A 23,951-nucleotide genomic window follows, 5' to 3' on the forward strand; every position below is an offset into this window, starting at 1 on the left:
GCAGTCCTCAAGCTGCGTTTTTCTTACGTTGGCCACCCTTTCGCTCGGGGTTACCTATTATACATACGCAATCAGGATGCCGCCAAGAGCACCAGCAAGAACGATGATCCAAGGTGGGCACTTCCAGTATACAAGCAGGATGAACAAGAAAAGGGCAAAAGCAAAGTCAGCGGGATTTTGGATGGACGTCGTCCAAAGCGGATTGTATAACGCAGCCAGCAAAATTCCCACTACTGCTGCATTAATTCCGGTCAGTGCGCCGTGCACTCTCGGGCTGCTTCGGAGTTCGTTCCAAAACGGCAGCGTCCCGACAACCAGGAGAAATGCAGGCAAGAAAATCGCAATCGTTGCTGCCACCGCCCCGCCGATTCCACGGGCCATCGCTCCGAGATATGCGGCAAAAGTAAATAATGGCCCGGGCACTGCTTGCGCGGCTCCATACCCAGTTAAAAACTCTTCTTGATTTACCCATCCTGTCGGAACAACCTCGCGTTCCAGCAAGGGAAGCATGACATGTCCTCCACCAAAGACCAAGGCTCCAGAGCGGTAGAAGCTGTCGAACAACGCGATCCATTCGGAATGCATCGTTTGCCTGAAGAGAGGTAACGCGATAAGGAGTGCAAAAAACAAGAGAAGGCAAGAGATAGCGAACCGCTTGCCAATTTCAATGGGTAGGAATCGGCCTCCAGTAACGGGATTCTTTCCGTACAGCCAAAGCCCAAGAAGACCAGCAGCCAGAATTAGGAACACTTGCGTATAAGCTGTTGGCCATAATAGCGCAACAGAGGCAACGACTGCAGCGATTGTCACGCGGTCACGGTCGGGCGTAAGTTTTTGACCCATTCCGAGTACAGCTTGGGCTACAATTGCTACGGCAACGATTTTAAGCCCATGAATCCATCCTGCATTTGCAATGTCAAAGCCTTGTAGCAGGAGCGCAAAGAGAACCAACGCGATTACAGAGGGCAACGTAAATCCTAACCACGCGACGATTCCTCCCAAGAGTCCAGCCCTTATGATCCCGACACCAATACCGACCTGACTACTTGCTGGTCCCGGTAAAAACTGACACAACGCTACAAGCTCTGCATAGCTCTGTTCATCCATCCATTTTCGACGTCGAATGTATTCGTCATGAAAGTAACCCAAATGGGCGATTGGCCCTCCGAACGAGGTCAAACCTAATCTCGATGATACGCGGAAAACCTCCCATAAAGCGAACATCTTTTGTTGCTTCGAATCCAAAACATATCGCTCCTTTACGTATATCTAAGGGTACTCCAAATAGGCCAGCACCTTCCCGACAGCCAAGAATCGCTGCGATTTTCTGAAAATCCAAACGTCCACGATCCCCGGACAGGATTGCCGAGATATAGCCTCTATCCGTCTCCAGTACAAGAGTGGGAGCGGTTTGCCCGATCTCGATGCCAAAATAATCGGCGCCATCCTGTGCAGAGCGGATGGGCTGCGGGTGTGCAATCATTTCAAATGAAATATTCTTGTTATGCAAAAGCGTATGCAGAGCAGTCAAGGCAGTGAGCCTCCTCGTATCCGACGTTGTCTTATTTAAAATAGCACAAAAACAAGTGGAGCAGGAGAAGTTTGGAAAAAACCTGAGTTGTTGACAAAGCAATCGAGGTGAAGGTATTTTACCTATAGGGGTATATGTAATGAAAACAACCAAAAAAGAGGAGGCAGTAACATGTACCTTTGAAGGTCTGCAACTCATTCATAAGGAAGCTCATCATAATCTGCCTCTGCCAGCAGGGAAGGAAGCGATGGCGCAAGGATTCCAAAAAGCCAATATCCCTGCGATTCCCGAATTAGTAATAATGGCGCAGGAGCTGGGCGTCAAGCTGATCGCTTGTCAAATGACGATGGATGTCATCGGCTTGACCAAGGAAGACTTCGTGGACGGAATTGAGGTAGGCGGTGCCGTGACTTTCCTCGACTTTGCCAAAGACGCCAATGTCAGCCTTTCTTTTTAAAATTGCGTACTGGCGGTGCGTAAGATTTATGCTAGCATGTTAGAGAAAGGAAAAAAGCCAATTCTTTGTTTCAAAGGATAGGCTTTTTTTGCAGATAAGAATGGATCGATTCCTAGGACAAAGGCTTGAAAATGGAGGAGAACCAGTTAGATGAGCTTACCGGATGTTATACAGCTCGGACCGTTCTTGGTCAAAATGAGTATGCTGATTCGTGTTGCTTCGATCCTGCTTGCTTTCGCTTCCGTTCACTTGCGACTGCGAGAGGAGAGAGAGCTGAAAAAGACCATCTGGGAGATAATGAGCGGCGGAATTCTCTTGGGGTTTGTGGTCTGGAAGTTCAGTTACATCCTTTTCTATCCGTCAAAAGCCATGGAACAGCCAGCATCTATTCTCTATTTCTCAGGGGGAGACCGGGGATTTTGGCTGGCAATGATCGCTGTTCTTGTCTATTTGGTGGTAACGGTCCGCAAAAGAGAGATACCTATACCAGTATTCGCCGCATCGCTTGCACTCGGCGGGTGGACGGCCTGGGCTGCGGCTTTTCTTCTTACTTGGGCTGTGGAAGGTCAGGATGGCTGGTATTCTGCCCAGCAAGCGGCGATCGGCATCCTCTTTTTGCTGCTGGTCATTCGCAAGTGGAAAACACTGACGAATGCGGTTCACTGGCTGAACCTGTTGATGTGGTTTGGAATTAGTCAGGTGTATGTGGCCTTCTTTTCCCAAGAGCATTCTCCAGTGCTCGCAGGTTTGTCCCGTGAACAGTGGCTTTCCTACCTGTTTGCAGTACTAGCATGGATCTTGGTCAGCCGAGCGCGAGATATGGGAGGTGCATCGCATGAAAAGAAGTAGCGGGCTGGCTCTGATCGCGCTCGTAGCTTTGCTTGGCTGGGGGTGGTTTTCGCAAGATGCTGCCCCCGAACAAGCAGTATCGCAAACAGTCGGTATCCAGAGGGGAAACTTGGCACCCGACTTCTCGCTAATGACAGCAGAAGGGGAAGCAATCAAGCTGTCTGATTTGCGAGGGAAAAAAGTGATCGTCAACCTGTGGGCGACCTGGTGTCCGCCGTGCAGAGCAGAAATACCGGATATGCAAGCCTTTTACGAGCAATACAAAGCCAAGGATGTCATCATCCTTGGGGTCAACCTGACTGCAACGGAGAGCAGTGTAGAGAACGTCACTGCCTTTGTCAAAGAGTACGGCATGACCTTTCCTGTACTTTTAGACATCGACAAGCAGGTAGGGAATCAGTTTCAGGCGATATCGATACCGACGAGTTACATGATCGATTCCAAGGGAGTCATCCGTGAAAAATTCATTGGGCCGATGGATCAGGAAAAAATGGAGAAGATGATTTCGTCCATGGAGTAGGTATTCTGATAGAGTGGATTCCAGCATAAAGCCTTCCCGATTCCCGCATACTACCAGGGAAAGGATGAGGAAAAATGGAATTTCATTACACGGTTACTTCCCATAAATCGATCGAGGCCGTCATCGAAGCATTGGATGCGCAACTGAAAGCGGAACATTTCGGCATCTTGTGGCAATTGGATCTGACCCAAAAGCTGAGGGACAAAGGAATAGAGGATTACACGCGGCCTTTTCATATTCTGGAGGTTTGCAATCCGCACGAGGCGGCAAAGGTGCTGAGCCACAACGAACTGGTCGGGTACTTTTTGCCTTGTAAGATCGTTGTGTATGTCGATCAAAGTCACGTGCGCATTGGCTTGCCCAGGCCGACTGCCTTGCTCGGGATTCTGAACAGCTCTGAGCTGAATGAAACAGCGGAAGAAATCGAGCAAACATTGATTCGCGTGATTGAAAAGGCGAAATGACCTTCTTGATCATGAGTTATGGAGCGCAATGAGGTATTCGGCATAATCGATGGTTGTTTGATAAAGAAGCTCCAGGCTGGATTGGTCCAAATCTTTAAAAATCATCTTGGATGGACGGCTGTTTACTTCGATCAGCCAAATTTGGTCACTGTGATCAATGGTAATATCGATGCCGAGCTCCGCGATGTGTCCGTAGTGCTGATCAAGCCTTTCAGCAACGCCCAAGCACACCTTATGGATTTCGTGAATGAGGGTAGCGGCTTTTTGGGGCCACTGTTGATAAAGGCCGGCAAGCACGTTCTGTAGAGAATCGGATCTGGTAAACAAGTTCGATAGATAGCTCTGTCTATTGGCAAAGCGGACCAGCTCACCTGTTATCGCCCAATTGCCTTGCCCGTTCTTTTGAACCATGACGCGGAAGTCCACAGAGCGGTCATTTATTTTCTTCATCCTGATTTCTTTTTGGATCAGGTATTTTTTCGTGCCCATTTTGTTTTCAAGCAAAGTGATTAAAGCACTCGGGTCGCTCGTAACAAAGGAGGGATCCCAAGTCTGTTCGGCCAGTGTATAAGTTCCGGTCAAGCAGCATTCCACCCGCAGTATTCCTTGGCCTTTTGAGCCGTAATGCGGCTTCAGGAAGGCGGTCCTGCACTCTTCCAGGAACGTTATCAGCTGATTAGAGTCATAGGTATGCGATTTCGGGAGATAGCTTTGAAAAGGGGAATCAGCAAGGATTTGATAAATTGCCCATTTGCTAAACCGGCTAAGCGCATTGAAGCACTTTTGGGGACCGATCATCCTCTCGAAACGCATCAATAAGGCTCTTTTGTCGCCATAGCAGCAATTATAGATCACTTTCGGGAAAGGAAACGAGCGCCTGTTCCATCTTCCATTAACATATTCGAGTCCAGTAATTCGTTTCGATTTCCAGTTGATGCTTTTCGAAGAGAAGGCAAACAGGGGGGAATGGGACTGATAGTTAGCATATTTTCTAAGGATGGCCGCTCTTTTTAATGTCGGCACCAAGAAGCCAATGTAATTCTTTTGTTTAGTATGCACACCAATTGTTCCCCCCAGTTGGATTAGCTCTATTTAGGATATTCACTGGGAGTAAATGTGAAACAAAAATGGATGAATACCATAAGGACATCGGAACAGCTGCCGGCACAGCGGTCGCGGTATATACAGCTTCCGGACAAACGTTCAATCTGACGCTGAGGGAAAATGTGACTGCTACCGACCGAATCTTGCGGGCAATCCGGACTGGCGGGCGTAACATCAACTTTTGTTGTGGACAGATTATTGCAATTGAAGCGCGGTAAAATTGCTACGGCAAATTGCACACTCTAGAAAAAAGCAGAGGTGGTCTAAGACATGATGGATCGTTCTTAGACCGCCGCTGTTTTTTTTCTCAGATCCGTACAAAAGGAATCATTCGGTAGATTTCGATTTCCAACGGATCAAGTATTTGTGTTATTTTCTGTCTGTTTGGCAGGGACCGTTTTGTCTATGGGAAGAATCTTGCTAAGCAAGCCGTAAATCTTCTTGGACTCTTTGGTCAATAGTGGACCTAGAATCGCCAGTATGAGCACGTAAAGCGCTGCAAACGGCTGGAGAATTTCCATGAGTGCCCCGGCTTTTCCCAGATTGGCCATGATGATAGAAAATTCACCGCGGGAGACGATGGTAAGTCCGATGTTGGTAGAAGCCTTGGCGTTCAAACCAGCACTTTTCCCGGCGAGCATACCTGCTGCGACATTCCCGATGATGGTGACGATGACGGCACCGATCGAGAGCCACACAGCGCCTCCTAGTGACAGCGGATCGATGGTCAGGCCGAAGCTGAAAAAGAACATCGCTCCGAAGAAGTCACGGAAAGGCAAAATCATATGCTCGATACGTTTCATGTGCTGCGTTTCTGCCAGGATGAGGCCGACCAACAAGGCACCGATCGCTTCCGCAACATGGATGGTCTCGGAAAAGCCCGCAATCAGGAACAGAGCGGCAAAAACAGTGATCATAAACACTTCATTTGATTTGATATTCAAGGCACGATTGAGGAAGGGAACGAGTTTGCGCCCCACGATGATGAGGAGCAGCATATAACCGAGGGCAATCAGGGCGGAACTGAGAACACCCATGAGAGAGGTGGCTCCGCTCAAGACGAGACCGGACACGATGGAGATGTACACGGCCAAAAATATGTCTTCGAACATGATGATCCCCAAGATCATCTCTGTTTCGCGATTTGCAGTACGTTTGAGATCCACCAGGACTTTAGCCACGATGGCGCTGGAGGAGATCGTTGTGATTCCAGCGATAATGAGGATTTCTTTCAAAGGGAAGCCTGCGACCCAACCAAACAAAAGGCCCAGGGTAAAGTTGATGACGATGTAGATGGTACCGCCGACTGCGATGGAACGGCCGGCTTTGATCAAACGGCCTACAGAAAACTCAAGTCCCAGATAAAACAACAGGAAGAGTACGCCGACTCGGCCCATGAATTCAATGAGTGGTGCGCTTTGAATAAAACGAAGGTCAAACAAGCCGATGTCGGGAGCGTGCGGGCCCACGACCATTCCCACGAGAATGTAAAAAGGAACAATGGAGAATTTTAATTTGACGGAGAGGAAGCCGGCCAGCGCAATTAAAGCGAGGGCGAGGCCGACTTCAAAGACAATGTGCTCCAAATCACTCACCCCCTGTGCTAAATGTAGATTTTAGCGCTTTCACCTGCTTCCGCTCGCCAGCTACGACCAAAGTGGCCCCTGCCTGGAGAACATACTCTGGACCTGGATTGATGGTTTGACGGTGGTCCTTTTCGATAATCGCGATGATGGTGGCACCCGTTTCCTGACGGATGTTCATTTCGCCGATCGTTTTTCCCATGCAACGCGCTCCGGGTTCTAGTTTGTACCATTCGATGACGAGTTTATCCAGAGCGACTTCAACGGTTTCCAGTGCAGACGGCTTATACGTCAGCCCGCCCACGATAGCCGCGATTTGTCTCGCTTCATCGTCGTCGAGGGTCACCATGGAGATAGTCTCATCCGGATCGTCCTTGTCAAAGTGAAAAAGCTCTCGTCGTCCGTCATCGTGAATGATAATGACGAGCTTGTCGCCACCTCTTGTTTCTACTTGGTATTTCCGTCCGATACCCGGCAAATCTGACTCTCTGATTGAAAACATGCGCAACCTCCTTTGACCATTTACTGTCTACAAGCAAATAAGATTTGGAATGATCGCCATTCCAGTGATATTTTAGTAATGTCCCCCTTTTCCGCGATTCACTTGTCGACAAAGATATTACAATATAATTATATACTAATGACGACAAAAAAGTTTCAAAATGAAACAATTATATAATAAATTGACACATGTTTTAGGGTGGGTGTTCGCAAATGGCAAACAAGCAGTACCGGCTTACAGAGGCTGAATGGCGTTTTATTCAGGAAATGCGGGAGATGGACATGGAGGGGATTCTGGATATTGTGATCGCGCTTCGAGTTGAGGTCAAAGAGCTGGAGAAGAAGGCAGAGAGCATCTGCCAGATGCAGAGGGCTAGCTGGGAGCGGGAAGTGGAGCAGCTGCAAAAGCGGACGGATCAGCTGCGTGTGTTTGAGCAGGAAATACGCAATACGTGGCCACAGGATTAAACGACAACACCGGCAACCCTGTTTTCTAAAGACGGGACTGCCGGTTTTTTGCCTATCGCCCCGGACGCTCGACAGGGGTTTTGTTGATGATGTAGTAGCAGATCATCAGGGTGAGGATCACACCCGCGTACAACAAGGTATGTACGGGATTGTGATGGTCGACGATAATGAGCCGGATCATAGCGGTAATGCCGATGTACAGAAAGTAGCGCATGGGGAAGTGATAGTTCTCCCGGAAGTACTTCACGATCATGGAGATGAACTCAAAGTAAAGAAAAAAGATCAGGATCTTCTCGAGGAATTCACCAAGGGACGTCTCGTGCAGGAAAGTCATTTGGGCAAAGTAAATCAGTTCCTTGCCAAGCAAATAAATAAGGATGACTGCGAGAAAAATGAGCGAAGCGTTCAAAATCTGCTGGAGCAGCAATGGAAAGGAGAACTGCTTGAGTGTCGTTTTCAGATGGTCCACGTGAATACCCCCTCGATCATAGAAGGAAACAGAATTTATTGTGTTATACTAATATAATCATAATTCTGAAATTAAACAACACATTAATCTTAAAGTGACATACTATTTACAAAACTCGTACAGAACCCTTGTGCTTTGATTTTGTTTTCATGATATTGTTACTAGAGGAAGACAACGACGAACTTCACGGAGAGCCATTTGATTTTGGGAAAAGATCAAAAAGATTTGCGGGAGGATGAAGCACGATGTACAAGGTAGATAAAAAGGATCTGATTTATACGATGTCTCCTGATCACTCGCCAACTCTTCGCGTCGAGAGTGGCAGTGTGGTCACTTTTGAAACCTGCGACTGCTTTGAGGATCAGATCCAGTCAGCCGACACACCCTTTGGTGAGCTGGATTGGAATCGGATCAATCCTGCGTCCGGGCCTGTCTTTATCGAAGGGGCAGAGCCAGGAGATATTCTCGCTGTACATATTCAGAAAATTGAGATTAACAGCCGAGGTGTCATGGTTACGGGGCCGAATTTAGGTGTGATGGGCTTCGAGCTGCAAGAAAACGTCATCAAGATGATTCCCATCGAGGATGGAAAAGCCATTCTGTCGGACAAGCTGCAGGTGCCACTCAACCCGATGATTGGTGTGATTGGAACAGCTCCGGCAAAGGAAGGCATTTCTTGCGGGACACCGGGAGACCATGGAGGTAACATGGACTGCAAACAAATGCGGGAAGGAACCACACTGCTTTTGCCGGTAAATGTGCCGGGGGCTCTGTTTGCACTAGGCGACCTGCACGCAGCGATGGCGGACGGAGAAGTTGCTGTTTGTGGCGTGGAAATCGCGGGAGAAGTGACCGTGAAGCTAGACGTCATTAAGGGAAAGAGCTGGCCGTTACCCATGGCGATCAACGAGGAGCATCTGATGACGATTGCTTCGGAAAAGGAACTCGACAAAGCAGCTGATCGTGCGGTGATCAACATGGTCCGTTTTCTGCATGACGAACTGGATCTGCCAAAAGCGGAAGCGACCTTCTTGCTCTCTGCCGCCGGAGATTTGCGTGTTTGTCAGGTAGTTGACCCACTGAAGACGGCCCGCGTAGAGCTGCCGCTCGAGTATGCAAAAGCTGCTGGGCTTGATTTGACGATAGTGGGAAGGTAAGCATAGAAAACCCCCTGATCGCAAACGGCAGAGGAGTCGATCCTCACCGCTATGCGAAAAGAGGGGTTTTCTTCGTTAGGCTGTGACAGGCTCGGAATCCGAGGCTGCCTTTTCAGGATGGAATTCATTTTCGTGCTTCGCGATTACGACTGTGGCTACGCCATTTCCAATCAGGTTGGTGATCGCGCGCGCTTCGGACATGAAGCGGTCGACCCCGAGGAGCAGTGCGATTCCTTCTACCGGGATCATCGGGAAGGCAGCCAAGGTGGCAGCCAGTGTGATAAACCCGGAGCCAGTCACACCTGCTGCTCCTTTGGAGGTAATCATCAAAATGCCAAGCAGCGTGATTTGCTGCCAAATGCTCAGATCTACTCCATAGGCTTGGGCGATGAACATGGCAGCCATCGACAGATAGATTGAGGTGCCGTCGAGGTTAAATGAATAGCCTGTCGGAACGACCAGACCTACGACCGATTTGGAGCAGCCGTATTTCTCCAGGCGAGCCATCATGCGCGGCAGAGCGGACTCCGAGGAGGAAGTTCCGAGCACGAGCAGGATTTCCTCGCGAATGTATGAGATAAAGGAGAAGATGCTGAATTTATAGTAGCGGGCAATACCGCCAAGAATCAGGATAATAAACAGGAACATCGTGATGTACACAGCGGTCATCAAGAGTCCGAGCCTGGTAAGCGAGCCGATCCCGAATTTGCCGATCGTGTAGGACATGGCACCGAAAGCGGCGATCGGAGAGACCTTCATGATCATGTTGACCACTCCGAAGAACCCGTGAGTCAATTTGTCGAACAGCTTGATGACAGGCTGGGAGGCTGGACCCATGGCTGCCAGCGAGAGACCGAAGAGCACGGCGAAGAACAAAATCGGCAGCAGCTCGCCTTTGGCCATGGCTCCGACGATGTTTTCCGGAATGATGGCTACAAAAAAGTCGATAAAGCCGTGATTGCTTTCCGCTGCAGCTTTCGTGTACTGGGAGACATCCCCGCTCGTCAAGCCGGTTTTGTCAAAGCCAGCTCCTGGTTTGATCAGGTTCACTACGAGCAGCCCGATCGCCAGAGCAATCGTGGTAACGATTTCAAAATAGATCAGCGCTTTTCCACCGATCTTGCCGACCTTCTTCATGTCACCCATGCTGGCGATTCCGTTGACAACGGTGAAGAAGACAATTGGAGGAATTACCATCTTAATCAGTTTGACAAACACGTCCGCCAATACTTTGAGCTCTGCCCCGAACTTGGGAGCAAAATGACCGACGATGATTCCAAGAATAATGGCGATAACAACTTGCACAGTCAGATTTTTAAAATTGATCCGCATGTGGCCCCGTCCTTTCCCGTCTGTGATGAAAGCGTCTTCAATAGTCTTAGTTCGCATTTTATAGAATGGGGAAGCGGTTTCATAGAATACGGTCATATTGGTTGTTTTGGTCTTTTTGGTCTTGCCAGAGGGACGCAACGTGTACCGAAAATTGCCAAGGGAAAATGTCGGCATTGACATACTCTCGACATGAATCGCAGGTAAAGTAGTACTTGTACATAGAACGTACGTTACGTATTTACAACCGGGAGAATGGAGGATCTACCATGATTAAAAAACAGTATCTGGCGGTTGCTTCTGCTTTGATTCTGACAGCGGGACTGTTTCCTGCTAGCTCCGACGCACAAGTAGCAAAGAAGAACCTGACAGCGAACTACAACAACATCAAAGTCCTGTATAACGGCAGCCAAGTTTCCACTACGATCGAGCCATTCATCGTAAACGGAACCACTTACATCCCTCTGCGCATGATGGCAGGCGTTTTCAACAAAGACATCACGTGGGATGGTACTAACTACACGATCAACGTGAAAGACCAAGCAGACCCTGGATATGAATCGATGCTGGCTCAAAAAGATGCGGAGATCGAAAGACTGAAATCACAAATCGACGATCTGAATGACGAAATCGATGGCCTGGAAGACGATCTGGCTGATTATGAAGACGACGATGATGATGACATCGATGAAGAAGTTTCCGACCTGGAAGATTCTCTGATTGATGAATTCGAGACTTACGATGATTTTGAAGATGTAGACTTCTCGTTGGATGGCGATGATGAGGATCTGACAGTAGATATATACATCGACAAAGATGCATGGGAAGAAGAAACTGGTGACGATCTGGATGCAGCAGCACTGGAAGATCTGGTTAATGACGTCGTAGAATACGTATGGGATGAATTCTACGATGATGTAGAAATCTCAGGTACTATCTATGACACCAGCGATGACGACGAAGATCTCTACGATTTCGAAGGCTACCTGGACAGCGATGACGACGAAGTGATCGAACTGGACGGCGACCAAATCAACTAATAGAACAAACAAAAAGCCTTGCACCCCAACAGGGAAAGCAAGGCTTTTTTCCTATTTCCAAAAAGAGCAAATCCACATATAAAAAGAAAGAGGTAAACTGATAGTATAGAAAGAGAGAAGGGCGAATCAAAAGGTGATCGCGAATGGGGAATGATGATATGTCGATCAGTCAGGAACGACTACCATGAAAAACATACTATTGGTAGAGGACGAGCTGGTAATTTCGAGAGTGCTGAAAGCCTATTTGCAAAAGGCGGGCTATCAGGTATGGCAGGCAGTCGATGGACTTGAGGCTACGCAGTTGTTCGATGAAAAGAAGCCGGATCTGGTTCTGCTGGATGTCATGCTGCCCGAGCGCAACGGGTGGGAAATCCTGCAGTACATACGTGAAAAAAGTGCCTGTCCGGTCATTATGATCACCGCCCTCGGACAAACCGATCAAAAGCTGATGGGGTTGAATGAAGGGGCGGACGATTACATCACAAAACCTTTCGTGGCGGAAGAGGTTGTGGCGCGTGTAAATGCTGTGCTGAGGCGATCAGCCATTCTGATAAAGGACCAGGAGACGCGCATCTATGGCAGCTTGAAAATCAACTTTCAGTCCCACAACGTAACGCTGCATGGACTGGAAATGGTGTTTCATCCGCGGGATCTGTCGCTGCTGCTGTTTTTGGCACAGAATCCGAATCAGACCTTTACGCGGGATCAGCTGATCGATCAGGTGTGGGGAATGGATTATGGCGGGAGCGATCGCGCAGTAGATTTGGCGATCAAGCGAATTCGCAAAACGTTGGAAAACTGGCCTTCCTTTGAAGGGGAGATCAAGACGCTGCGAGGGGTGGGGTATCAGTTCTGTGTTTACCAAAAACAAAAACAGTGAGCCAGTATCCCTCCTGCGTTATTGGACGGTGCGCTACCTGATTACACTGATTTGTGGGCTGGTCATCGTCGGGATCGTCTCCGGCTACTGGATCAAATACGCGGCGACAGAAAAGCAGCTGGAGGTCACACGGCTATTTGCCGAGGAAGTAGCAGACCGTGTCGTTGATGATGACGGTCATTTGCTCGTGGGCGCGACGCTGCATCAGGTATTGGACAATCGACGCAAGTTCATGGGTGTAGACCGCAATCTCTTGCTGTTCATCAGAAATGAGCAGGGGGACTTGATCTACAGCCGTCCAGATCAACTGCCTCCTTTGCTTCAGCAAGGTCTCGACAGGATGCTCTCCAGCGCCGATCGATCGGAAAAAGTGAAGCAGCCAAATGGCGACATCCTGTACGTGGTGAAAAAGAATTTGGAATATAATGACAAAATAATCGGGAAAGTTATTTTGCTCTTTCCCGAGGCGGATATCAAAGTGAGCAAGGAACAGCTCCAATATCTGGTGATCATGCTAGTGAGCCTGGGCATCCTGGGCTGGGCGGTCATCTACTTTCACTCCCGGCGACTATCAGAACCGATTCAGAATGTAGTAATGGCTGCCAGACAGATCGTGGAGGGCAATTACGATGTGCCAGTCAACAAGGCGATCAAGGAACGGGAAATTCACGAGCTCGTCTACACCTTTAAAGAGATGGCAGATCGTCTGCGGCAGCTGGAAAGTATGCGGACAGAGCTCTTGGCGGGCGTAACGCACGAGCTGAAGACGCCGGTCACATCCATTAGCGGGCTCGTGCAGGCGATCAACGATGAAGTAGTCACGGGTGAGGAAGAAAAAGAGTTTCTGGAGATTTGCCTGAAGGAAACGAGGCGTCTGCAAAAGATGGTGGAGGATTTGCTCGATTTCAACTCGTTTGCGGTAGGAGCTATCGCCGTGGCGCAGGAAGAGCAGAATCTGAACAAGCTCATCAGAGAAATTGCCTCCCAATGGAAAATCGTGCAGGACCCGGATGGGGTGTCTCTTTATACGAACATACCCGAAAAACAGGTCACAGTCTTCGTAGATCCGGGGCGTGTCCAGCAGATCCTGATCAATCTGCTAAACAATGCGCGCCAGGCCATCGGGGAAGGCGGCAAAATCGAGCTGGAGCTGTACGAGACAAATGCAGACATGCGGATCGATGTAAAAGATAACGGACAAGGAATTCCCAAAGAGGAGCAAGCTTTGATTTTTGAGCGATTCTTCCGTGGAAGCAACAAGAAAGACAAGGTACGGGGACTAGGACTGGGCCTCTCCTTTTCGCGGATGATTGCCAAAGCGCTTGGCGGGGAGCTGCTGCTCAAGGAGAGTACGAGTGCTGGCTCTACCTTTACCTTGATCCTGCCAAAATCTGCTGCCTAAAAAGGCCTGCCCCTGACAGCGTTGCTGACAAGGAGCGGGCCTTTTGCGCTGTCCGGGCCTTGGAGATGCCTTCCTCGAGCGACTCTGCATGTTTCGTGACCCACAGTCTAAGGCCGCTGTTGAGCAGATAAGCCAGATGGGACTCGCCGCGCAGAACGGCGTCTGCCGTTTGCCAGTGCAGCTCGGCTGTCCATTCCGTTTCTGGTACGTCAGCCATAAGTCCAAATGAGTCGGGATCGATCGTAGCGGGGGAGAAATCGCCGTTTTCTACGATCAGCGTGCGGGTTGGCTTGGCGACCGTCACATCCCTGCACCACGATGCCTCTTTCTACACCCAGACGCAAAAGCAGGGCTGCAACCTTTTCAAATACCGTTCCATGATAGACACCGACTGCCATGTAGAGCGCGTCTGTGAAGCGAAGCAGTTTTTCTACCGTGTTGAACATCGTGCGAATGCCGATTTCCATGCGAAGTGGCCTTATGTCGCGCAATGCTGCGCAGCTGCCTGCACAAATCGTTTGCTCGCCGCTTGCTCTTGCTCCGCAGCGATTCCGTTTTCCGACAGAATATCGGACAGCGTCATTCCCCATTTTGGCGATAGGGATCGGCTGCTGTGCAACGTGACAGGCAACCCGCAGGCACTGAGCACAAAAGCGGTAGGGAACGTGGCAAAAAAGGAAGTCCTTCGCCCATCGTAAGGGCCGGCGCAGTCGATGCTCCCCGGAAAGGATCTGATTCCATTATATAGGCGATCCGATTCACCTGGGAAGCTTGTGAAGCTCTTTGATTTGATCCATAAGCGGCTTGCCGATGGAGGGGGCGAACTGATCGTAGACAGGCTGGAGAGCTTGACGCCACATGGCACGTTCTTCCTCCGTCTGTTCGTGAATTTCCATAACCCTCATTTCTTTGAGCTTTTCAAACTGGCTCTCATTCATGGATACGGACAGTTCATTGTTAAACTGTGTCGCTTCTGCCAACGCCTCTTCAATCGCCTTTTGAATATCCGCAGGAAGCTTGTTCCAAAAAGACTGGTTCATGATCACGACGTAGCCTAAATAGTTGTGGTTGCTGACGGTCATATGACTCTGGACCTGATAGAGCCGTTTGGTATAGACGTTGGAAATCGTATTTTCCTCCCCGTCGACTTTTCCGCTGGCGAGCATGCTGTACAGATCGTTAAAGGAAGAGCCGATCGGAATGGCATGGAGCGTACGGAACTGGGCATCCAGCACTTCGCTGGGAATGATCCGGATTCGCTGCGAGTAAAAGTCGTCCGGCGTGATCATCGGGCGATTGGCCGTGATCTGCTTGAAGCCATTCGCCCAGAAAGCCATGCCTTTCATATTGGACTGGTTCAGGGTAGAGAACAGCATCCGGCCGATCTCTCCGCGAAAGGCTTCATCGACATCCTTTTGATCGCGGAAGACATAAGGCAGCTCGAGAACCGCCCACTGTGGAATCGTACCGGATAAATGCGAGAAGGCGGGAGCAATCATCTGGATTTCGCCTTTGACCAAGGCGGGAATCTCCGTTTTTTCAGAATGCAGCGTACTGTTGGGAAAGACCTGTACCTCGACTCGGCCTTTTGTCTTCGCTTTTACTAGCTGGGCAAAGCGGTCGACCGCCAGTCCCTTCGGCGTGTTTTCGGCGACGACGTGACTAAATTTTATAATAATACGCTCTGAGAGCTTCTCCTGCTCCTCGTCATAGCTCCATTTTGCAAGAGAGAAATCCTGACCAAACCCAATGACTACGGCGCTGATTAGACCGAGCAGGACAAACACAAAGGATTTCATAGAAGCCACCCACTTACCATGAGTTGATTTGCTGGGAGTACTGTACCAAAATATAGGGTAGCAAGCAATCATCCCGGAAGGAAGAGACTTTTTGTTCAAACGCTTGAGCATTAAATGGAAGATTATGCTGCTCTCGATTGGGATCGTTCTATTTTCTTTGCTGATCGGCGGCCTGATTCTGATCGGTGGAGTGATTCGCCTGACAGAGACTCAGCTGGGGCAGCGCTTGATGACGACCGCTCGTACCGTAGCGGAGATTCCCAATGTCCAGAAAAGCATTCAGGAAGCAGATGGCTGGAAGACGATCAGCCCGACTGCACGCAGGCTGCGTATCGTCAACGACGTCACCTATATCGTGGTGCTGAACAAGGATCGTGTCCGCTACTCAGATCCACTGGATGAGCGCATTGGTACGGTGTTTCAAGACACTGCCGTAGAAGCAGCGTATGCCGAGCACTCGTATTTGCAAAAGGTGAGGGGCGAAATGGGGGTGGCGCTGCGGGCGTATGTGCCGATCATGGACGATCAGCATCAGCAGGTAGGCGTGGTTCTCGTCGGCCGTGTCATGCCAGGAGTATGGGAAATCATGCAGGGCGAGCGTGCCAATATCGTCATGACGTTTTTTCTTTCCTTGGTATTTGGAGTGTGGGGTTCGTATCGGCTGGCCCGCCATATGAAGAAGCAGATGTTTGATCTGGAGCCGGATGAAATCGCCCGTATCCTGGTAGAGCGGACAGCGACCTTTCATGCGATGCATGAGGGGGTCATCGCGATTGACAACCACGAGCGGATTACGATATTCAACGATCGCGCCAAGCAGATCTTCGGTATCGATAACGACATCGAGGTGCTGGGCAAGCCGATTCGTTCCATTTTGCATGATACGAGACTGCCAGAGGTGCTGGAGCTGCAAACGAACTTCACGAATACGGAAATCCACGTAGGAAATACCCTGCTGTGGTCCAATCGTTTTCTGATCCGGGTGGAAGACAAGGTCGTAGGTGCATTGGCGATTTTCCAGGATCGCACGGAGGTGGCCCGGATGGCGGAGGAGCTGACAGGGGTCAAGGAGTTCGTGGGAGCCCTGCGCGTCCAAAACCACGAGCATATGAACAAGCTGCACACGATCGCAGGCTTGCTCCAGCTCCAGGAGTACGACAAGGCGCTTGCTTATCTGTTTGAAATCCACGATCAGCAGGAGGAGCTGACCTCCTTTTTAAGCAGCCAGATTGCGGACGAGAATGTATCCGGCCTCTTGCTCGGCAAAGTGAGCCGGGGCAGAGAGCTGGGCATCCGTGTCACGATTGACCGATTCAGCCATTTGGAGCAATTTCCTCCCTATATGGATCATCACAGCTTTGTTCTCATTCTGGGGAACCTCATCGAAAATGCCTTTGACTCCTTGGAAAAGAGTGATCGCCCCGACAAGGAAATCACTATCAGCATCGAGCAGGACAGCGAGATCTGCTCCCTATTGGTAGAGGACAATGGAGACGGTATGGACGAAGAGATACTGTCGCGTATGCTGGAGCGCGGGTATTCCACCAAGGAAAGGCAGCATCGGGGACTGGGCCTGTATCTGGTGCATCAGCAAGTGAAAAAAGGAAGAGGGGAGCTGTCCTGCCAGTCTCGGCAAGGAGAAGGGGCCAGCTTTCTCATTACGTTTCCTATGAAGGAGGTGGACGAGCAGTGAAAGAGGAAGTGATACGGGTAGTCGTCATCGAGGATGATCCGATGGTGCAGGAAATCAATACGCAGTTCATCGAGCGTGTCGCAGGCTATCAGGTTGTGGGCGTCGCCGGAAATGGCGCAGAGGGAGTGAGGCTGGTTGGGGAGCTGTCGCCCGATCTGGTTGTCATGGATGTGTTCATGCCTGTCCAGGACGGGTTAAAAGCACTGGCGGAGCTGCGTGTCAATAACGAGGCCGTTGATGTCATCGTCATCACCGCTGCAAAGGACAAGCCGACCATCCAGGCGATGCTGCGAAATGGAGCGGTGGATTACATCATCAAGCCCTTCCAGTTCGAGCGGATTCGGCAATCTCTCGAATCGTACCGGCAGTACCGTCTACAGCTGGGACAAGGCGGCTTTGCCTCGCAGGAGGAGGTGGATCGTCTCCTGTTTCGCAAAACGTCCGAGCCGGCCGGTCGAGCTGGCGATGCAGCTCGGGAAACAGAGGCATTGCCCAAGGGATTGCACGCTGTTACACTGGATCAAATAGCACGTCAATTGGCCGAGGAAAGCCAGTCTCTCTCTGCCGAAGAGGTAGCTGAGCGCGTCGGGATCGCACGGGTAACAGCCAGACGCTATCTGGACTATCTGGTGAAGGTCGGACAGGTACGATTGGACGTCAGCTACGGTGGAATCGGCAGACCGACCAATCGTTACATGCAGGTGCACAAATAATAACGGGAGGGGGCAGCCAGATGATCGATCATGAGGTCGTCCTGGGTTCGCTGTTTGACATGGTCCATGTCACGGACGCGCAAGGCAAGACGCTCTACTGCTCGAGCGGATATGCAGAGTACTTCGGCATCGATCCACAGGATATGCTCGGCAAGCCCATCGAGGATTTTTTTCACAAAGGTCTCTTATTACCCACGATTACCATGCGTGTGATTCGGGACAGGAAAAAGGTGCAAACGATTCAGACTACCATCCGCAACCGCAAGCTCTTCGTGGAGGGAACCCCGATCTGGGATCAGGAGGGCAGCTTAAGCGGGGTCGTGCATACGTACGTGGACATCACGGATCAGGACAAGCTGGAGCAAGGGCTGAATGAAATCAAATACATTGGGACACTTTACCAAAGTGAAATCACCAAGGAGAGAGGGCGGCAAAAGGGAAATACCGCTCTGATCTACCGCAGCCCTTCCATGCAGCAGGTTGCCGCCATGGCGGAAAAGCTAGCGCAGGTGGAGTCCTCCATGATCCTGCTGGGAGAGTCCGGCGTCGGCAAAGGCGTACTCGCGAAATACATTCACGAATGCAGTCCCCGCACGCACAAGCCTTTTGTGCATATCAACTGTGGTGCCATTCCGGAGATGCTGCTGGAATCGGAGCTGTTCGGCTACGCAAAAGGGGCGTTTACAGGCGCGGATAAAGACGGCAAATCAGGATTGATTGAAAAGGCGAACGGGGGCACTCTATTTTTGGACGAGATTGGTGAACTTCCGCTCAATTTGCAAGTGAAGCTGCTGACGGTACTGCAAGAGAAAATGATCACTCCGATTGGCAGCTCCGTACCGAGAAAAGTGGACGTCAAGCTGATCACGGCAACGAATAAAAACCTGCGGCAGATGGTGAGGGACGGCAAGTTTCGCGAGGATCTGTACTACCGGATTCACGTCGTGCCGCTGGAGATCCCGCCGCTGCGAGAACGAAGAGAGGAAATTCCCGTGCTCGTGCATTACTTTCTCGGCGTCTTTTCCGAAAAGTACAGCCTGGATCGGCAGCTCAGCGACCAGTGCTACCGCATCCTTGAGGACTACGACTGGCCCGGAAATGTTCGCGAGCTGGAAAATGTGGTGGAGAGACTGGTTGTGACTTCGCATGAAGAGGTGATCACCCCGGCCCAGATCCCGCGATACATCCATGCTCAGGAGGCGAGTGCGAGTCAGGGAATAAAGGTGGAGCGGGTCATGCAAATGCAGGAAGCGATGGAGGAGGTGGAGAAGCAGCTGATGCAGCGCGCCTTTGACATCCATAAGACGTCGATAAAGGTAGCGGAAGCGCTCGGAATCAGCCAGCCTTCTGCCAGTCGAAAGCTGCGTAAATGGGTATTCTCTCGTGAATAGTCGTATTCAGCGTGGAATAGTGAGAAACTACAAGCTGACCGGGCGTTTGGGAGAATCCGTATTCTCCGTTGAATAGGCTGATCACGAATCAAAAGGAATTCGGATTGGCATCGTTTTTGCAAAATTGAAACAGTAATCATGGAAAAGAGGGATGACTTGTCGTTTCTATTTACCTTGATTCGTTCTGGAAGCATCATGGCGACCTTGCTGGCAGCGAGCATGGCAGGTGATGGAGCAGCACACGCTGCGGCATCCCCTCTCTCTCATTCGCCAGCTGCAGAGCAGAGGGAACCTGAGAAAAGCGTGCCGCAAGTGCTGCGTATGAACGCGGAGGAGCCAGCAACGCTCGATCCTACCTTTGCGGAGGATTCTACCTCTGGAGCGATTATCTACGCTATTTTTGACGGACTGACACGATTGAACGACAAAGGGGAGCCGATCTTATCGATGGCCTCAGGCATGGAGGTTTCTGCTGATAAGCTGACCTATACCTTTACGCTCAGAGACGCTAGATGGACGAACGGTGATAGAGTCACGGCTCACGATTTTGAATTTGCTTGGAAGCATGCACTGGACCCGAAGACAGGATCGCCAGCTTCCTACCGGTACTATGTCCTGAGAAATGGGCAGGCGTTTACGATGGGAAAGGCAAAAGCGGAAGAGGTAGGGGTTAAGGCACTCGACGACAAGACACTGCAGGTCAGGCTTGAGCATCCTTCTCCGTTTTTTTCGACCACAGCTGCTTTTCTTCCGGCGATTCACCAAGAGACGGTGCAGGCCAATGAAAAATGGGCGAACGACCCGAAGACGCTGGTCAGCAATGGACCGTTCAGGCTTGCAGCGTGGGAGCATAAGAATAAAATCGTCCTGACAAAGAGCGACACCTATTGGGAAAAGGATGTCGTGAAGCTTGCGCGAATCGAGTTCTCCATGATTGCGGATCCCAGCACAGAGCTGGCCATGTTTGAAAATGGCGATCTCGACTGGGCGGGAGGTCCGATCAGCGCACTGCCTGTCGATGCTGTAGAGCCTCTCAAGCGGGAAGGCAGGCTGAGGAGCCAGGCAAAGGCCAGTTCCTACTACCTGCGCTTCAATGCCGAGCGTCCACCATTTACGAATGCGAAAATACGTAAAGCCTTTGCCTATGCCATCAACCGGCAAGAGATTGCCGAGTATATCGGTCAGGCAGGCCAAAAGCCGTTGATGGGCATTACCGCGTACACGGCCAGTCTGAAGCCTGAAGGTTTTTTTGCGGACAATCAACCCGAAGAGGCGAAAAGGCTGTTGGCCGAAGGAATGCGGGAGCTTGGCATCACGAAGCTCCCTCCGATCACCTATCTCTACAATACGTCCGATCGAAACAAGGCCATCGCAGAAACGCTGCAGGCAAAATGGAAAAACGTGCTGGGTGTGGAGGTCAAGCTGCTGAACAAAGAGACCAAGGTATATCTGGACGATCAGGAGCAAGGCAAGTTTGCGATCACCCGATCTGGCTGGGCAGCGGATTACAACGACCCGATCAACTTTTTGCAGAAGTTCAAAGATAAGTACAGCGCAACCAACATTACGCGCTGGCACAGCCCCACCTATTCCGGGCTGATACAAAAGGCTTACGCAGAGTCAGATACAGAAAAACGAGCCCAAATCCTGTTGGAAGCCGAAGCGTTGTTGATGGAGGAAATGCCGGTAACAGGCATTTTCAGCGACGTAAACACCTGGGTGCAGAGCGACAAGGTCAAAGGTGTGCGAATCCATCCACTCGGCAAAATCGACTTCAAATGGGCATATATGGACTAAGAGGAGAAATGCGGGATGAACAAAGGAAAAGCGTTGCGTGCAGGTGACACGATTGGAGTAGTTGCCACTTCGAGTCCGGCGACAGAAGAAGTGCTCGTCAAATCGATAGCAGCCTTGGAGGACTTCGGGTTCAAGGTGAAAGTCTCCGGTACATGCCGGGAAACGTATGGAGGCTATCTTGCGGGAACTCCCCAGCAGCGCGCGTTTGAGCTGAATGCGATGTTTGCGGATGAGGAAGTAGACGGAATCATGTGCATGCGGGGCGGATATGGGGCTCCTCAAATCCTGAACTACCTCGATTACGATTTAATCGCGCAAAACCCAAAGCTGTTCATCGGCTACAGCGATATTACTGCCCTGCATTCGGCATTTGGGCAGCATGCGAGTCTGGCAACGCTGCACGGCCCGATGGCGACCTCTGATATTGCACACGGTCTGAACGACTGGACCAAGCAATACTTGCTGCGCGCGATGACACGTCCAGAGCCATTGGGAAAAATCGTCAACCCGCCAGGTGAAGAGATCTCGTGTCTGGTGGAAGGTCAGGCAAGCGGTCAGGTCGTGGGTGGAAATCTGGCATTGGTCGCTGCATTGATGGGCACCCCTTACCAAGTGGATACAAAAGGAAAGCTGCTGTTCCTCGAAGATATCGACGAGGAGCCGTACCGAATCGATCGCATGCTGACACAGCTGGCTCTTGGCGGCTTGTTCGACGATTGCGCAGGGGTGATCATCGGGACGTGGACGGATTGCTTGCCGAAAAAACGGGACGGCTTCAGCGTTCTGGATGTCTTTCAAAACATCGTCGTACCGTATGGAAAACCTACGCTCTGGAATGTGCAGATCGGACACGGCACGACCAATATGGCTCTGCCTTTCGGGGTGGAAGCAAGTCTGGATGCAACGGGCTGCGAATTGACGATCGAGGAGAGTGTGACGGTATGAGTACAGAACAAACCGCTCGCATTTGGCGACAAGCGCAGGAGATTTTACCGTGGCTGACAGAGGTTCGCCGTGATTTTCACCAGTACCCCGAATTTGGCATGGAGGAGTTCCGCACACAAGAGCAGATCATTCGTTACCTGGAGGAAATGGGGATTCCTTATTACAAGTCCGCTGGCACGGGAGTCGTCGGGCTGATCGAAGGGGCGACGACTGGCGCGGTCGTCGCGCTTCGCGGGGACATGGATGCCCTGCCGATTGATGAACGCAACGAGACGCCCTACCGCTCGAAGGTTCAAGGAAAAATGCACGCCTGCGGACACGACGCCCACATGACCTGCCTTTTGGGAGCGGCGCGGATTCTGAACGATTCCAAGCAGGAGCTGGCAGGAGTCGTCAAACTGTTCTTCCAGCCGGCTGAGGAAACGGTAGGCGGAGCATTGCCGATGATTCGTGAGGGCGTGCTGGAAAATCCGCGCGTCGAGGCTGCTTTTGGCCTGCACGTCTCAGCTGATCTGCCGGTGGGCAAAATCGCCGTGAAATACGGGCAGATGAATGCCGCATCGGACGATCTGCATATCACGGTGCGTGGAGAGAACGGACATGGCGCCTATCCGCATAAAGGGAAGGATGCCATCGTGATTGCGGCTCATGTGATCACAGCTCTGCAGACCATTGTCAGTCGCAACGTAGATCCGCGTGAGGCAGCAGTGATTACCTTGGGCGTCATCTCCGGCGGCACGGCATCGAATATTTTGGCGCAGGAAGTGAAGCTGACGGGAACGATCCGCACACTGGATAAGAACGTCCGGGCTTTTGTAAAAGAGCGCGTGTGCGAGGTAGCCGATTTGACAGCACGCAGCCTGGGGGGCGAGGCAGAGGTTTTCTTCGAGGAAGGGTACACCTCTCTGATCAATAACAGTGAAATGGTGGATCAGGTAAAACGCTGCGGGGAAGCGCTGCTAGGGGCAGAAAACGTTCGCGTAAACGATTTTCCGATGATGGGGGTAGAGGACTTCGCTTTCTTTGCGGAGCATGTTCCGAGTGCCTTTTACCATTTGGGAGTACGCAATGAGGAAAAGGATTGCGTTTACCCTGTTCACCACCCGCGCTTCGATCTGGATGAAAATAGCCTGGCTGTCGGAGCAGCGATGCAAGCCTTCAATGCCATGACCTTTTTGCAGGAGCGCGCAAAGCGTCTGCAGACGGAAAAGTAAACGGATTCCAGAGGATAACGAGTATATCTGGGGGTGGGCGGCGGCACAATACAGACGATCTACCTATTCCCATGGAAAGAAGGTGCGTCTCTTTGAGCATGACCATGACCCGTCCCGTGACTGAGGTATTGAACAAACAGGTGGCCAACTGGTCGGTGATGTATATAAAGCTCCATCACTTTCACTGGTACGTGCAAGGCCCGAATTTTTTCACCCTGCATGCCAAGTTCGAGGAGCTTTACAACGAAGCAGCTCAGTACGTGGATGATCTGGCAGAGCGCCTTTTGGCTGTCGGAGGTAAGCCTGTGTCGACGATGAAATCCTGTATGGAGAACGCGTCCATCAAGGAAGCAGCTGGGGGAGAGTCTGCCGACCAAATGGTGCAAGCGGTCGTAAGCGACTTTACGACCTTGGTCAGCGAACTGAAAGAAGGAATCACAGCTGCAGAGGCGGCTGATGATGAAGCCACTGGCGACATGTTTTTAGGCATGACCGAGACGCTGGAAAAACACGTCTGGATGCTGAAATCGTTTTTAGGTAAATAAGCATGAGAGACAAAAAGGCGAGCTGATGCCAGGTAGTGCTGGTATTGGCTTGTCTTTTTTAATATGCAGGGATTGGAAGATCATGGTATCAGGCGAGTTC

The 23,951-nt window shown here is 50.9% G+C and carries 27 protein-coding genes; 17 read left to right on the top strand and 10 right to left on the bottom strand.

What is annotated here, in order from left to right; all coding sequences use genetic code 11:
• Window positions 1-57: 57 nt before the first annotated feature.
• Together ACLIN2_RS07340 and ACLIN2_RS07345 are read right to left on the bottom strand one after the other, a co-directional pair.
• A complete protein-coding gene (locus ACLIN2_RS07340; RefSeq protein WP_310229082.1) occupies window positions 58-1,224 on the bottom strand; it encodes a chromate transporter in 1,167 nt (388 codons plus the stop codon).
• Window positions 1,133-1,729 (bottom strand): aminoacyl-tRNA deacylase, encoded by a 597-nt coding sequence (locus ACLIN2_RS07345; protein ID WP_411503653.1) that lies wholly within the window; start codon window positions 1,727-1,729, stop codon window positions 1,133-1,135. The genes ACLIN2_RS07340 and ACLIN2_RS07345 overlap by 92 nt, the downstream gene beginning before the upstream one ends.
• Between ACLIN2_RS07345 and ACLIN2_RS07350 the strand changes: the two genes are divergently transcribed.
• The 4 genes from ACLIN2_RS07350 (at window position 1,671) to ACLIN2_RS07365 (ending at window position 3,821) form a co-directional block, all read left to right on the top strand.
• Entirely contained in the window at window positions 1,671-1,988 is a 318-nt protein-coding gene (locus ACLIN2_RS07350; RefSeq protein WP_310229048.1) for a DsrE/DsrF/DrsH-like family protein, read from the top strand. The genes ACLIN2_RS07345 and ACLIN2_RS07350 overlap by 59 nt on opposite strands.
• Window positions 1,989-2,138: 150 nt before the next feature.
• Window positions 2,139-2,837: a hypothetical protein gene (locus ACLIN2_RS07355; RefSeq protein ID WP_411503654.1), complete on the top strand. Its 699-nt coding sequence runs from the start codon at window positions 2,139-2,141 to the stop codon at window positions 2,835-2,837.
• Window positions 2,824-3,357 carry a peroxiredoxin family protein gene (locus tag ACLIN2_RS07360; RefSeq protein WP_411503655.1) on the top strand — a complete coding sequence of 178 codons (534 nt, stop codon included), beginning with the start codon at window positions 2,824-2,826 and terminating at the stop codon, window positions 3,355-3,357. The genes ACLIN2_RS07355 and ACLIN2_RS07360 overlap by 14 nt, the downstream gene beginning before the upstream one ends.
• 74 nt (window positions 3,358-3,431) lie before the next feature.
• A complete protein-coding gene (locus tag ACLIN2_RS07365; protein WP_310229043.1) occupies window positions 3,432-3,821 on the top strand; it encodes a DUF302 domain-containing protein in 390 nt (129 codons plus the stop codon).
• A 9-nt stretch (window positions 3,822-3,830) separates the two neighbouring features.
• Here the strand turns inward: ACLIN2_RS07365 and ACLIN2_RS07370 are convergent, their stop codons facing one another.
• On the bottom strand, window positions 3,831-4,880 hold the full coding sequence (locus ACLIN2_RS07370; RefSeq protein WP_411503656.1) for a YheC/YheD family protein: 1,050 nt from the start codon (window positions 4,878-4,880) through the stop codon (window positions 3,831-3,833).
• A gap of 68 nt (window positions 4,881-4,948) precedes the next feature.
• Between ACLIN2_RS07370 and ACLIN2_RS07375 the strand changes: the two genes are divergently transcribed.
• Window positions 4,949-5,143, top strand: a complete 195-nt coding sequence (locus ACLIN2_RS07375) for a hypothetical protein (protein WP_400584240.1) — start codon at window positions 4,949-4,951, stop codon at window positions 5,141-5,143.
• A 138-nt stretch (window positions 5,144-5,281) separates the two neighbouring features.
• Here the strand turns inward: ACLIN2_RS07375 and ACLIN2_RS07380 are convergent, their stop codons facing one another.
• Both ACLIN2_RS07380 and ACLIN2_RS07385 read right to left on the bottom strand, forming a co-directional pair.
• Window positions 5,282-6,511, bottom strand: a complete 1,230-nt coding sequence (locus ACLIN2_RS07380) for a cation:proton antiporter (protein ID WP_092266200.1) — start codon at window positions 6,509-6,511, stop codon at window positions 5,282-5,284.
• A gap of 1 nt (window position 6,512) precedes the next feature.
• Window positions 6,513-7,010 carry a cation:proton antiporter regulatory subunit gene (locus ACLIN2_RS07385; protein WP_092266199.1) on the bottom strand — a complete coding sequence of 166 codons (498 nt, stop codon included), beginning with the start codon at window positions 7,008-7,010 and terminating at the stop codon, window positions 6,513-6,515.
• A 212-nt stretch (window positions 7,011-7,222) separates the two neighbouring features.
• On the opposite strand from ACLIN2_RS07385, the gene ACLIN2_RS07390 reads away from it, so the two are divergent.
• A complete protein-coding gene (locus tag ACLIN2_RS07390; protein WP_411503657.1) occupies window positions 7,223-7,477 on the top strand; it encodes a hypothetical protein in 255 nt (84 codons plus the stop codon).
• Between the two features lie 52 nt (window positions 7,478-7,529).
• Here the strand turns inward: ACLIN2_RS07390 and psiE are convergent, their stop codons facing one another.
• Window positions 7,530-7,946, bottom strand: coding sequence for a phosphate-starvation-inducible protein PsiE (gene psiE, locus ACLIN2_RS07395; RefSeq protein ID WP_400584243.1), 417 nt, complete (start codon window positions 7,944-7,946; stop codon window positions 7,530-7,532).
• A 245-nt stretch (window positions 7,947-8,191) separates the two neighbouring features.
• Here psiE and ACLIN2_RS07400 point away from each other — a divergent pair, with 245 nt between their 5' ends.
• Window positions 8,192-9,103 carry an acetamidase/formamidase family protein gene (locus tag ACLIN2_RS07400; RefSeq protein WP_411503658.1) on the top strand — a complete coding sequence of 304 codons (912 nt, stop codon included), beginning with the start codon at window positions 8,192-8,194 and terminating at the stop codon, window positions 9,101-9,103.
• Window positions 9,104-9,178: 75 nt separating this feature from the next.
• Here ACLIN2_RS07400 and ACLIN2_RS07405 read toward each other — a convergent pair whose 3' ends face one another.
• Window positions 9,179-10,435 carry a dicarboxylate/amino acid:cation symporter gene (locus tag ACLIN2_RS07405; RefSeq protein WP_411503659.1) on the bottom strand — a complete coding sequence of 419 codons (1,257 nt, stop codon included), beginning with the start codon at window positions 10,433-10,435 and terminating at the stop codon, window positions 9,179-9,181.
• A 266-nt stretch (window positions 10,436-10,701) separates the two neighbouring features.
• Here ACLIN2_RS07405 and ACLIN2_RS07410 point away from each other — a divergent pair, with 266 nt between their 5' ends.
• From ACLIN2_RS07410 to ACLIN2_RS07420, 3 genes are all read left to right on the top strand, one after another.
• Window positions 10,702-11,472 (top strand): stalk domain-containing protein, encoded by a 771-nt coding sequence (locus ACLIN2_RS07410; protein ID WP_411503660.1) that lies wholly within the window; start codon window positions 10,702-10,704, stop codon window positions 11,470-11,472.
• 184 nt (window positions 11,473-11,656) lie between these two features.
• Window positions 11,657-12,352, top strand: coding sequence for a response regulator transcription factor (locus tag ACLIN2_RS07415; protein WP_310229028.1), 696 nt, complete (start codon window positions 11,657-11,659; stop codon window positions 12,350-12,352).
• Window positions 12,327-13,754 (top strand): HAMP domain-containing sensor histidine kinase, encoded by a 1,428-nt coding sequence (locus ACLIN2_RS07420; RefSeq protein ID WP_411503661.1) that lies wholly within the window; start codon window positions 12,327-12,329, stop codon window positions 13,752-13,754. The genes ACLIN2_RS07415 and ACLIN2_RS07420 overlap by 26 nt, the downstream gene beginning before the upstream one ends.
• On the opposite strand, the gene ACLIN2_RS07425 is transcribed toward ACLIN2_RS07420, so the two are convergent.
• The 3 genes from ACLIN2_RS07425 to ACLIN2_RS07435 all read right to left on the bottom strand — a co-directional run bounded on the left by ACLIN2_RS07425 (window position 13,723) and on the right by ACLIN2_RS07435 (window position 15,553).
• The gene (locus ACLIN2_RS07425; protein WP_411504624.1) at window positions 13,723-14,058 is read right to left on the bottom strand and encodes a hypothetical protein; all 336 of its coding nucleotides are present in this window, start codon (window positions 14,056-14,058) and stop codon (window positions 13,723-13,725) included. The two genes, ACLIN2_RS07420 and ACLIN2_RS07425, sit on opposite strands and share 32 nt — an antisense overlap.
• Entirely contained in the window at window positions 13,964-14,344 is a 381-nt protein-coding gene (locus ACLIN2_RS07430) for a hypothetical protein (protein ID WP_411503662.1), read from the bottom strand. The genes ACLIN2_RS07425 and ACLIN2_RS07430 overlap by 95 nt, the downstream gene beginning before the upstream one ends.
• Before the next feature lie 168 nt (window positions 14,345-14,512).
• Window positions 14,513-15,553: a DctP family TRAP transporter solute-binding subunit gene (locus ACLIN2_RS07435; RefSeq protein WP_411503663.1), complete on the bottom strand. Its 1,041-nt coding sequence runs from the start codon at window positions 15,551-15,553 to the stop codon at window positions 14,513-14,515.
• 124 nt (window positions 15,554-15,677) lie between these two features.
• On the opposite strand from ACLIN2_RS07435, the gene ACLIN2_RS07440 reads away from it, so the two are divergent.
• The 7 genes from ACLIN2_RS07440 (at window position 15,678) to ACLIN2_RS07470 (ending at window position 23,851) form a co-directional block, all read left to right on the top strand.
• Window positions 15,678-17,246: an ATP-binding protein gene (locus tag ACLIN2_RS07440; protein WP_411504519.1), complete on the top strand. Its 1,569-nt coding sequence runs from the start codon at window positions 15,678-15,680 to the stop codon at window positions 17,244-17,246.
• A 41-nt stretch (window positions 17,247-17,287) separates the two neighbouring features.
• Window positions 17,288-17,959, top strand: a complete 672-nt coding sequence (locus ACLIN2_RS07445) for a response regulator (protein WP_411504520.1) — start codon at window positions 17,288-17,290, stop codon at window positions 17,957-17,959.
• A gap of 20 nt (window positions 17,960-17,979) precedes the next feature.
• Window positions 17,980-19,350, top strand: coding sequence for a sigma-54 interaction domain-containing protein (locus ACLIN2_RS07450; RefSeq protein WP_411503664.1), 1,371 nt, complete (start codon window positions 17,980-17,982; stop codon window positions 19,348-19,350).
• A 156-nt stretch (window positions 19,351-19,506) separates the two neighbouring features.
• A complete protein-coding gene (locus ACLIN2_RS07455; RefSeq protein WP_411503665.1) occupies window positions 19,507-21,147 on the top strand; it encodes a peptide ABC transporter substrate-binding protein in 1,641 nt (546 codons plus the stop codon).
• A gap of 15 nt (window positions 21,148-21,162) precedes the next feature.
• A complete protein-coding gene (locus ACLIN2_RS07460; protein ID WP_092266185.1) occupies window positions 21,163-22,092 on the top strand; it encodes a S66 peptidase family protein in 930 nt (309 codons plus the stop codon).
• Window positions 22,089-23,306 carry a M20 metallopeptidase family protein gene (locus ACLIN2_RS07465; RefSeq protein ID WP_411503666.1) on the top strand — a complete coding sequence of 406 codons (1,218 nt, stop codon included), beginning with the start codon at window positions 22,089-22,091 and terminating at the stop codon, window positions 23,304-23,306. The genes ACLIN2_RS07460 and ACLIN2_RS07465 overlap by 4 nt, the downstream gene beginning before the upstream one ends.
• Window positions 23,307-23,410: 104 nt before the next feature.
• On the top strand, window positions 23,411-23,851 hold the full coding sequence (locus ACLIN2_RS07470; RefSeq protein WP_327930609.1) for a Dps family protein: 441 nt from the start codon (window positions 23,411-23,413) through the stop codon (window positions 23,849-23,851).
• Window positions 23,852-23,951 lie beyond the last annotated feature (100 nt).

The organism is Brevibacillus centrosporus (genome assembly GCF_046622605.1).
GTDB classification, from domain to species: Bacteria; Bacillota; Bacilli; order Brevibacillales; family Brevibacillaceae; genus Brevibacillus; species Brevibacillus centrosporus.

Bases quoted from the DNA above. Each gene is read 5' to 3' on its own strand.
- ACLIN2_RS07340 (WP_310229082.1), bottom strand. From the start codon at position 1,224: ATGTTCGCTTTATGGGAGGTTTTCCGCGTATCATCGAGATTAGGTTTG.
- ACLIN2_RS07350 (WP_310229048.1), top strand. From the start codon at position 1,671: ATGAAAACAACCAAAAAAGAGGAGGCAGTAACATGTACCTTTGAAGGT.
- ACLIN2_RS07345 (WP_411503653.1), bottom strand. From the start codon at position 1,729: ATGAGTTGCAGACCTTCAAAGGTACATGTTACTGCCTCCTCTTTTTTG.
- ACLIN2_RS07355 (WP_411503654.1), top strand. From the start codon at position 2,139: ATGAGCTTACCGGATGTTATACAGCTCGGACCGTTCTTGGTCAAAATG.
- ACLIN2_RS07360 (WP_411503655.1), top strand. From the start codon at position 2,824: ATGAAAAGAAGTAGCGGGCTGGCTCTGATCGCGCTCGTAGCTTTGCTT.
- ACLIN2_RS07365 (WP_310229043.1), top strand. From the start codon at position 3,432: ATGGAATTTCATTACACGGTTACTTCCCATAAATCGATCGAGGCCGTC.
- ACLIN2_RS07375 (WP_400584240.1), top strand. From the start codon at position 4,949: ATGGATGAATACCATAAGGACATCGGAACAGCTGCCGGCACAGCGGTC.
- ACLIN2_RS07385 (WP_092266199.1), bottom strand. From the start codon at position 7,010: ATGTTTTCAATCAGAGAGTCAGATTTGCCGGGTATCGGACGGAAATAC.
- ACLIN2_RS07390 (WP_411503657.1), top strand. From the start codon at position 7,223: ATGGCAAACAAGCAGTACCGGCTTACAGAGGCTGAATGGCGTTTTATT.
- ACLIN2_RS07400 (WP_411503658.1), top strand. From the start codon at position 8,192: ATGTACAAGGTAGATAAAAAGGATCTGATTTATACGATGTCTCCTGAT.
- ACLIN2_RS07405 (WP_411503659.1), bottom strand. From the start codon at position 10,435: ATGCGGATCAATTTTAAAAATCTGACTGTGCAAGTTGTTATCGCCATT.
- ACLIN2_RS07410 (WP_411503660.1), top strand. From the start codon at position 10,702: ATGATTAAAAAACAGTATCTGGCGGTTGCTTCTGCTTTGATTCTGACA.
- ACLIN2_RS07415 (WP_310229028.1), top strand. From the start codon at position 11,657: ATGAAAAACATACTATTGGTAGAGGACGAGCTGGTAATTTCGAGAGTG.
- ACLIN2_RS07430 (WP_411503662.1), bottom strand. From the start codon at position 14,344: ATGGGGAATGACGCTGTCCGATATTCTGTCGGAAAACGGAATCGCTGC.
- ACLIN2_RS07435 (WP_411503663.1), bottom strand. From the start codon at position 15,553: ATGAAATCCTTTGTGTTTGTCCTGCTCGGTCTAATCAGCGCCGTAGTC.
- ACLIN2_RS07440 (WP_411504519.1), top strand. From the start codon at position 15,678: ATGCTGCTCTCGATTGGGATCGTTCTATTTTCTTTGCTGATCGGCGGC.
- ACLIN2_RS07445 (WP_411504520.1), top strand. From the start codon at position 17,288: ATGGTGCAGGAAATCAATACGCAGTTCATCGAGCGTGTCGCAGGCTAT.
- ACLIN2_RS07450 (WP_411503664.1), top strand. From the start codon at position 17,980: ATGATCGATCATGAGGTCGTCCTGGGTTCGCTGTTTGACATGGTCCAT.
- ACLIN2_RS07460 (WP_092266185.1), top strand. From the start codon at position 21,163: ATGAACAAAGGAAAAGCGTTGCGTGCAGGTGACACGATTGGAGTAGTT.
- ACLIN2_RS07465 (WP_411503666.1), top strand. From the start codon at position 22,089: ATGAGTACAGAACAAACCGCTCGCATTTGGCGACAAGCGCAGGAGATT.
- ACLIN2_RS07470 (WP_327930609.1), top strand. From the start codon at position 23,411: ATGACCCGTCCCGTGACTGAGGTATTGAACAAACAGGTGGCCAACTGG.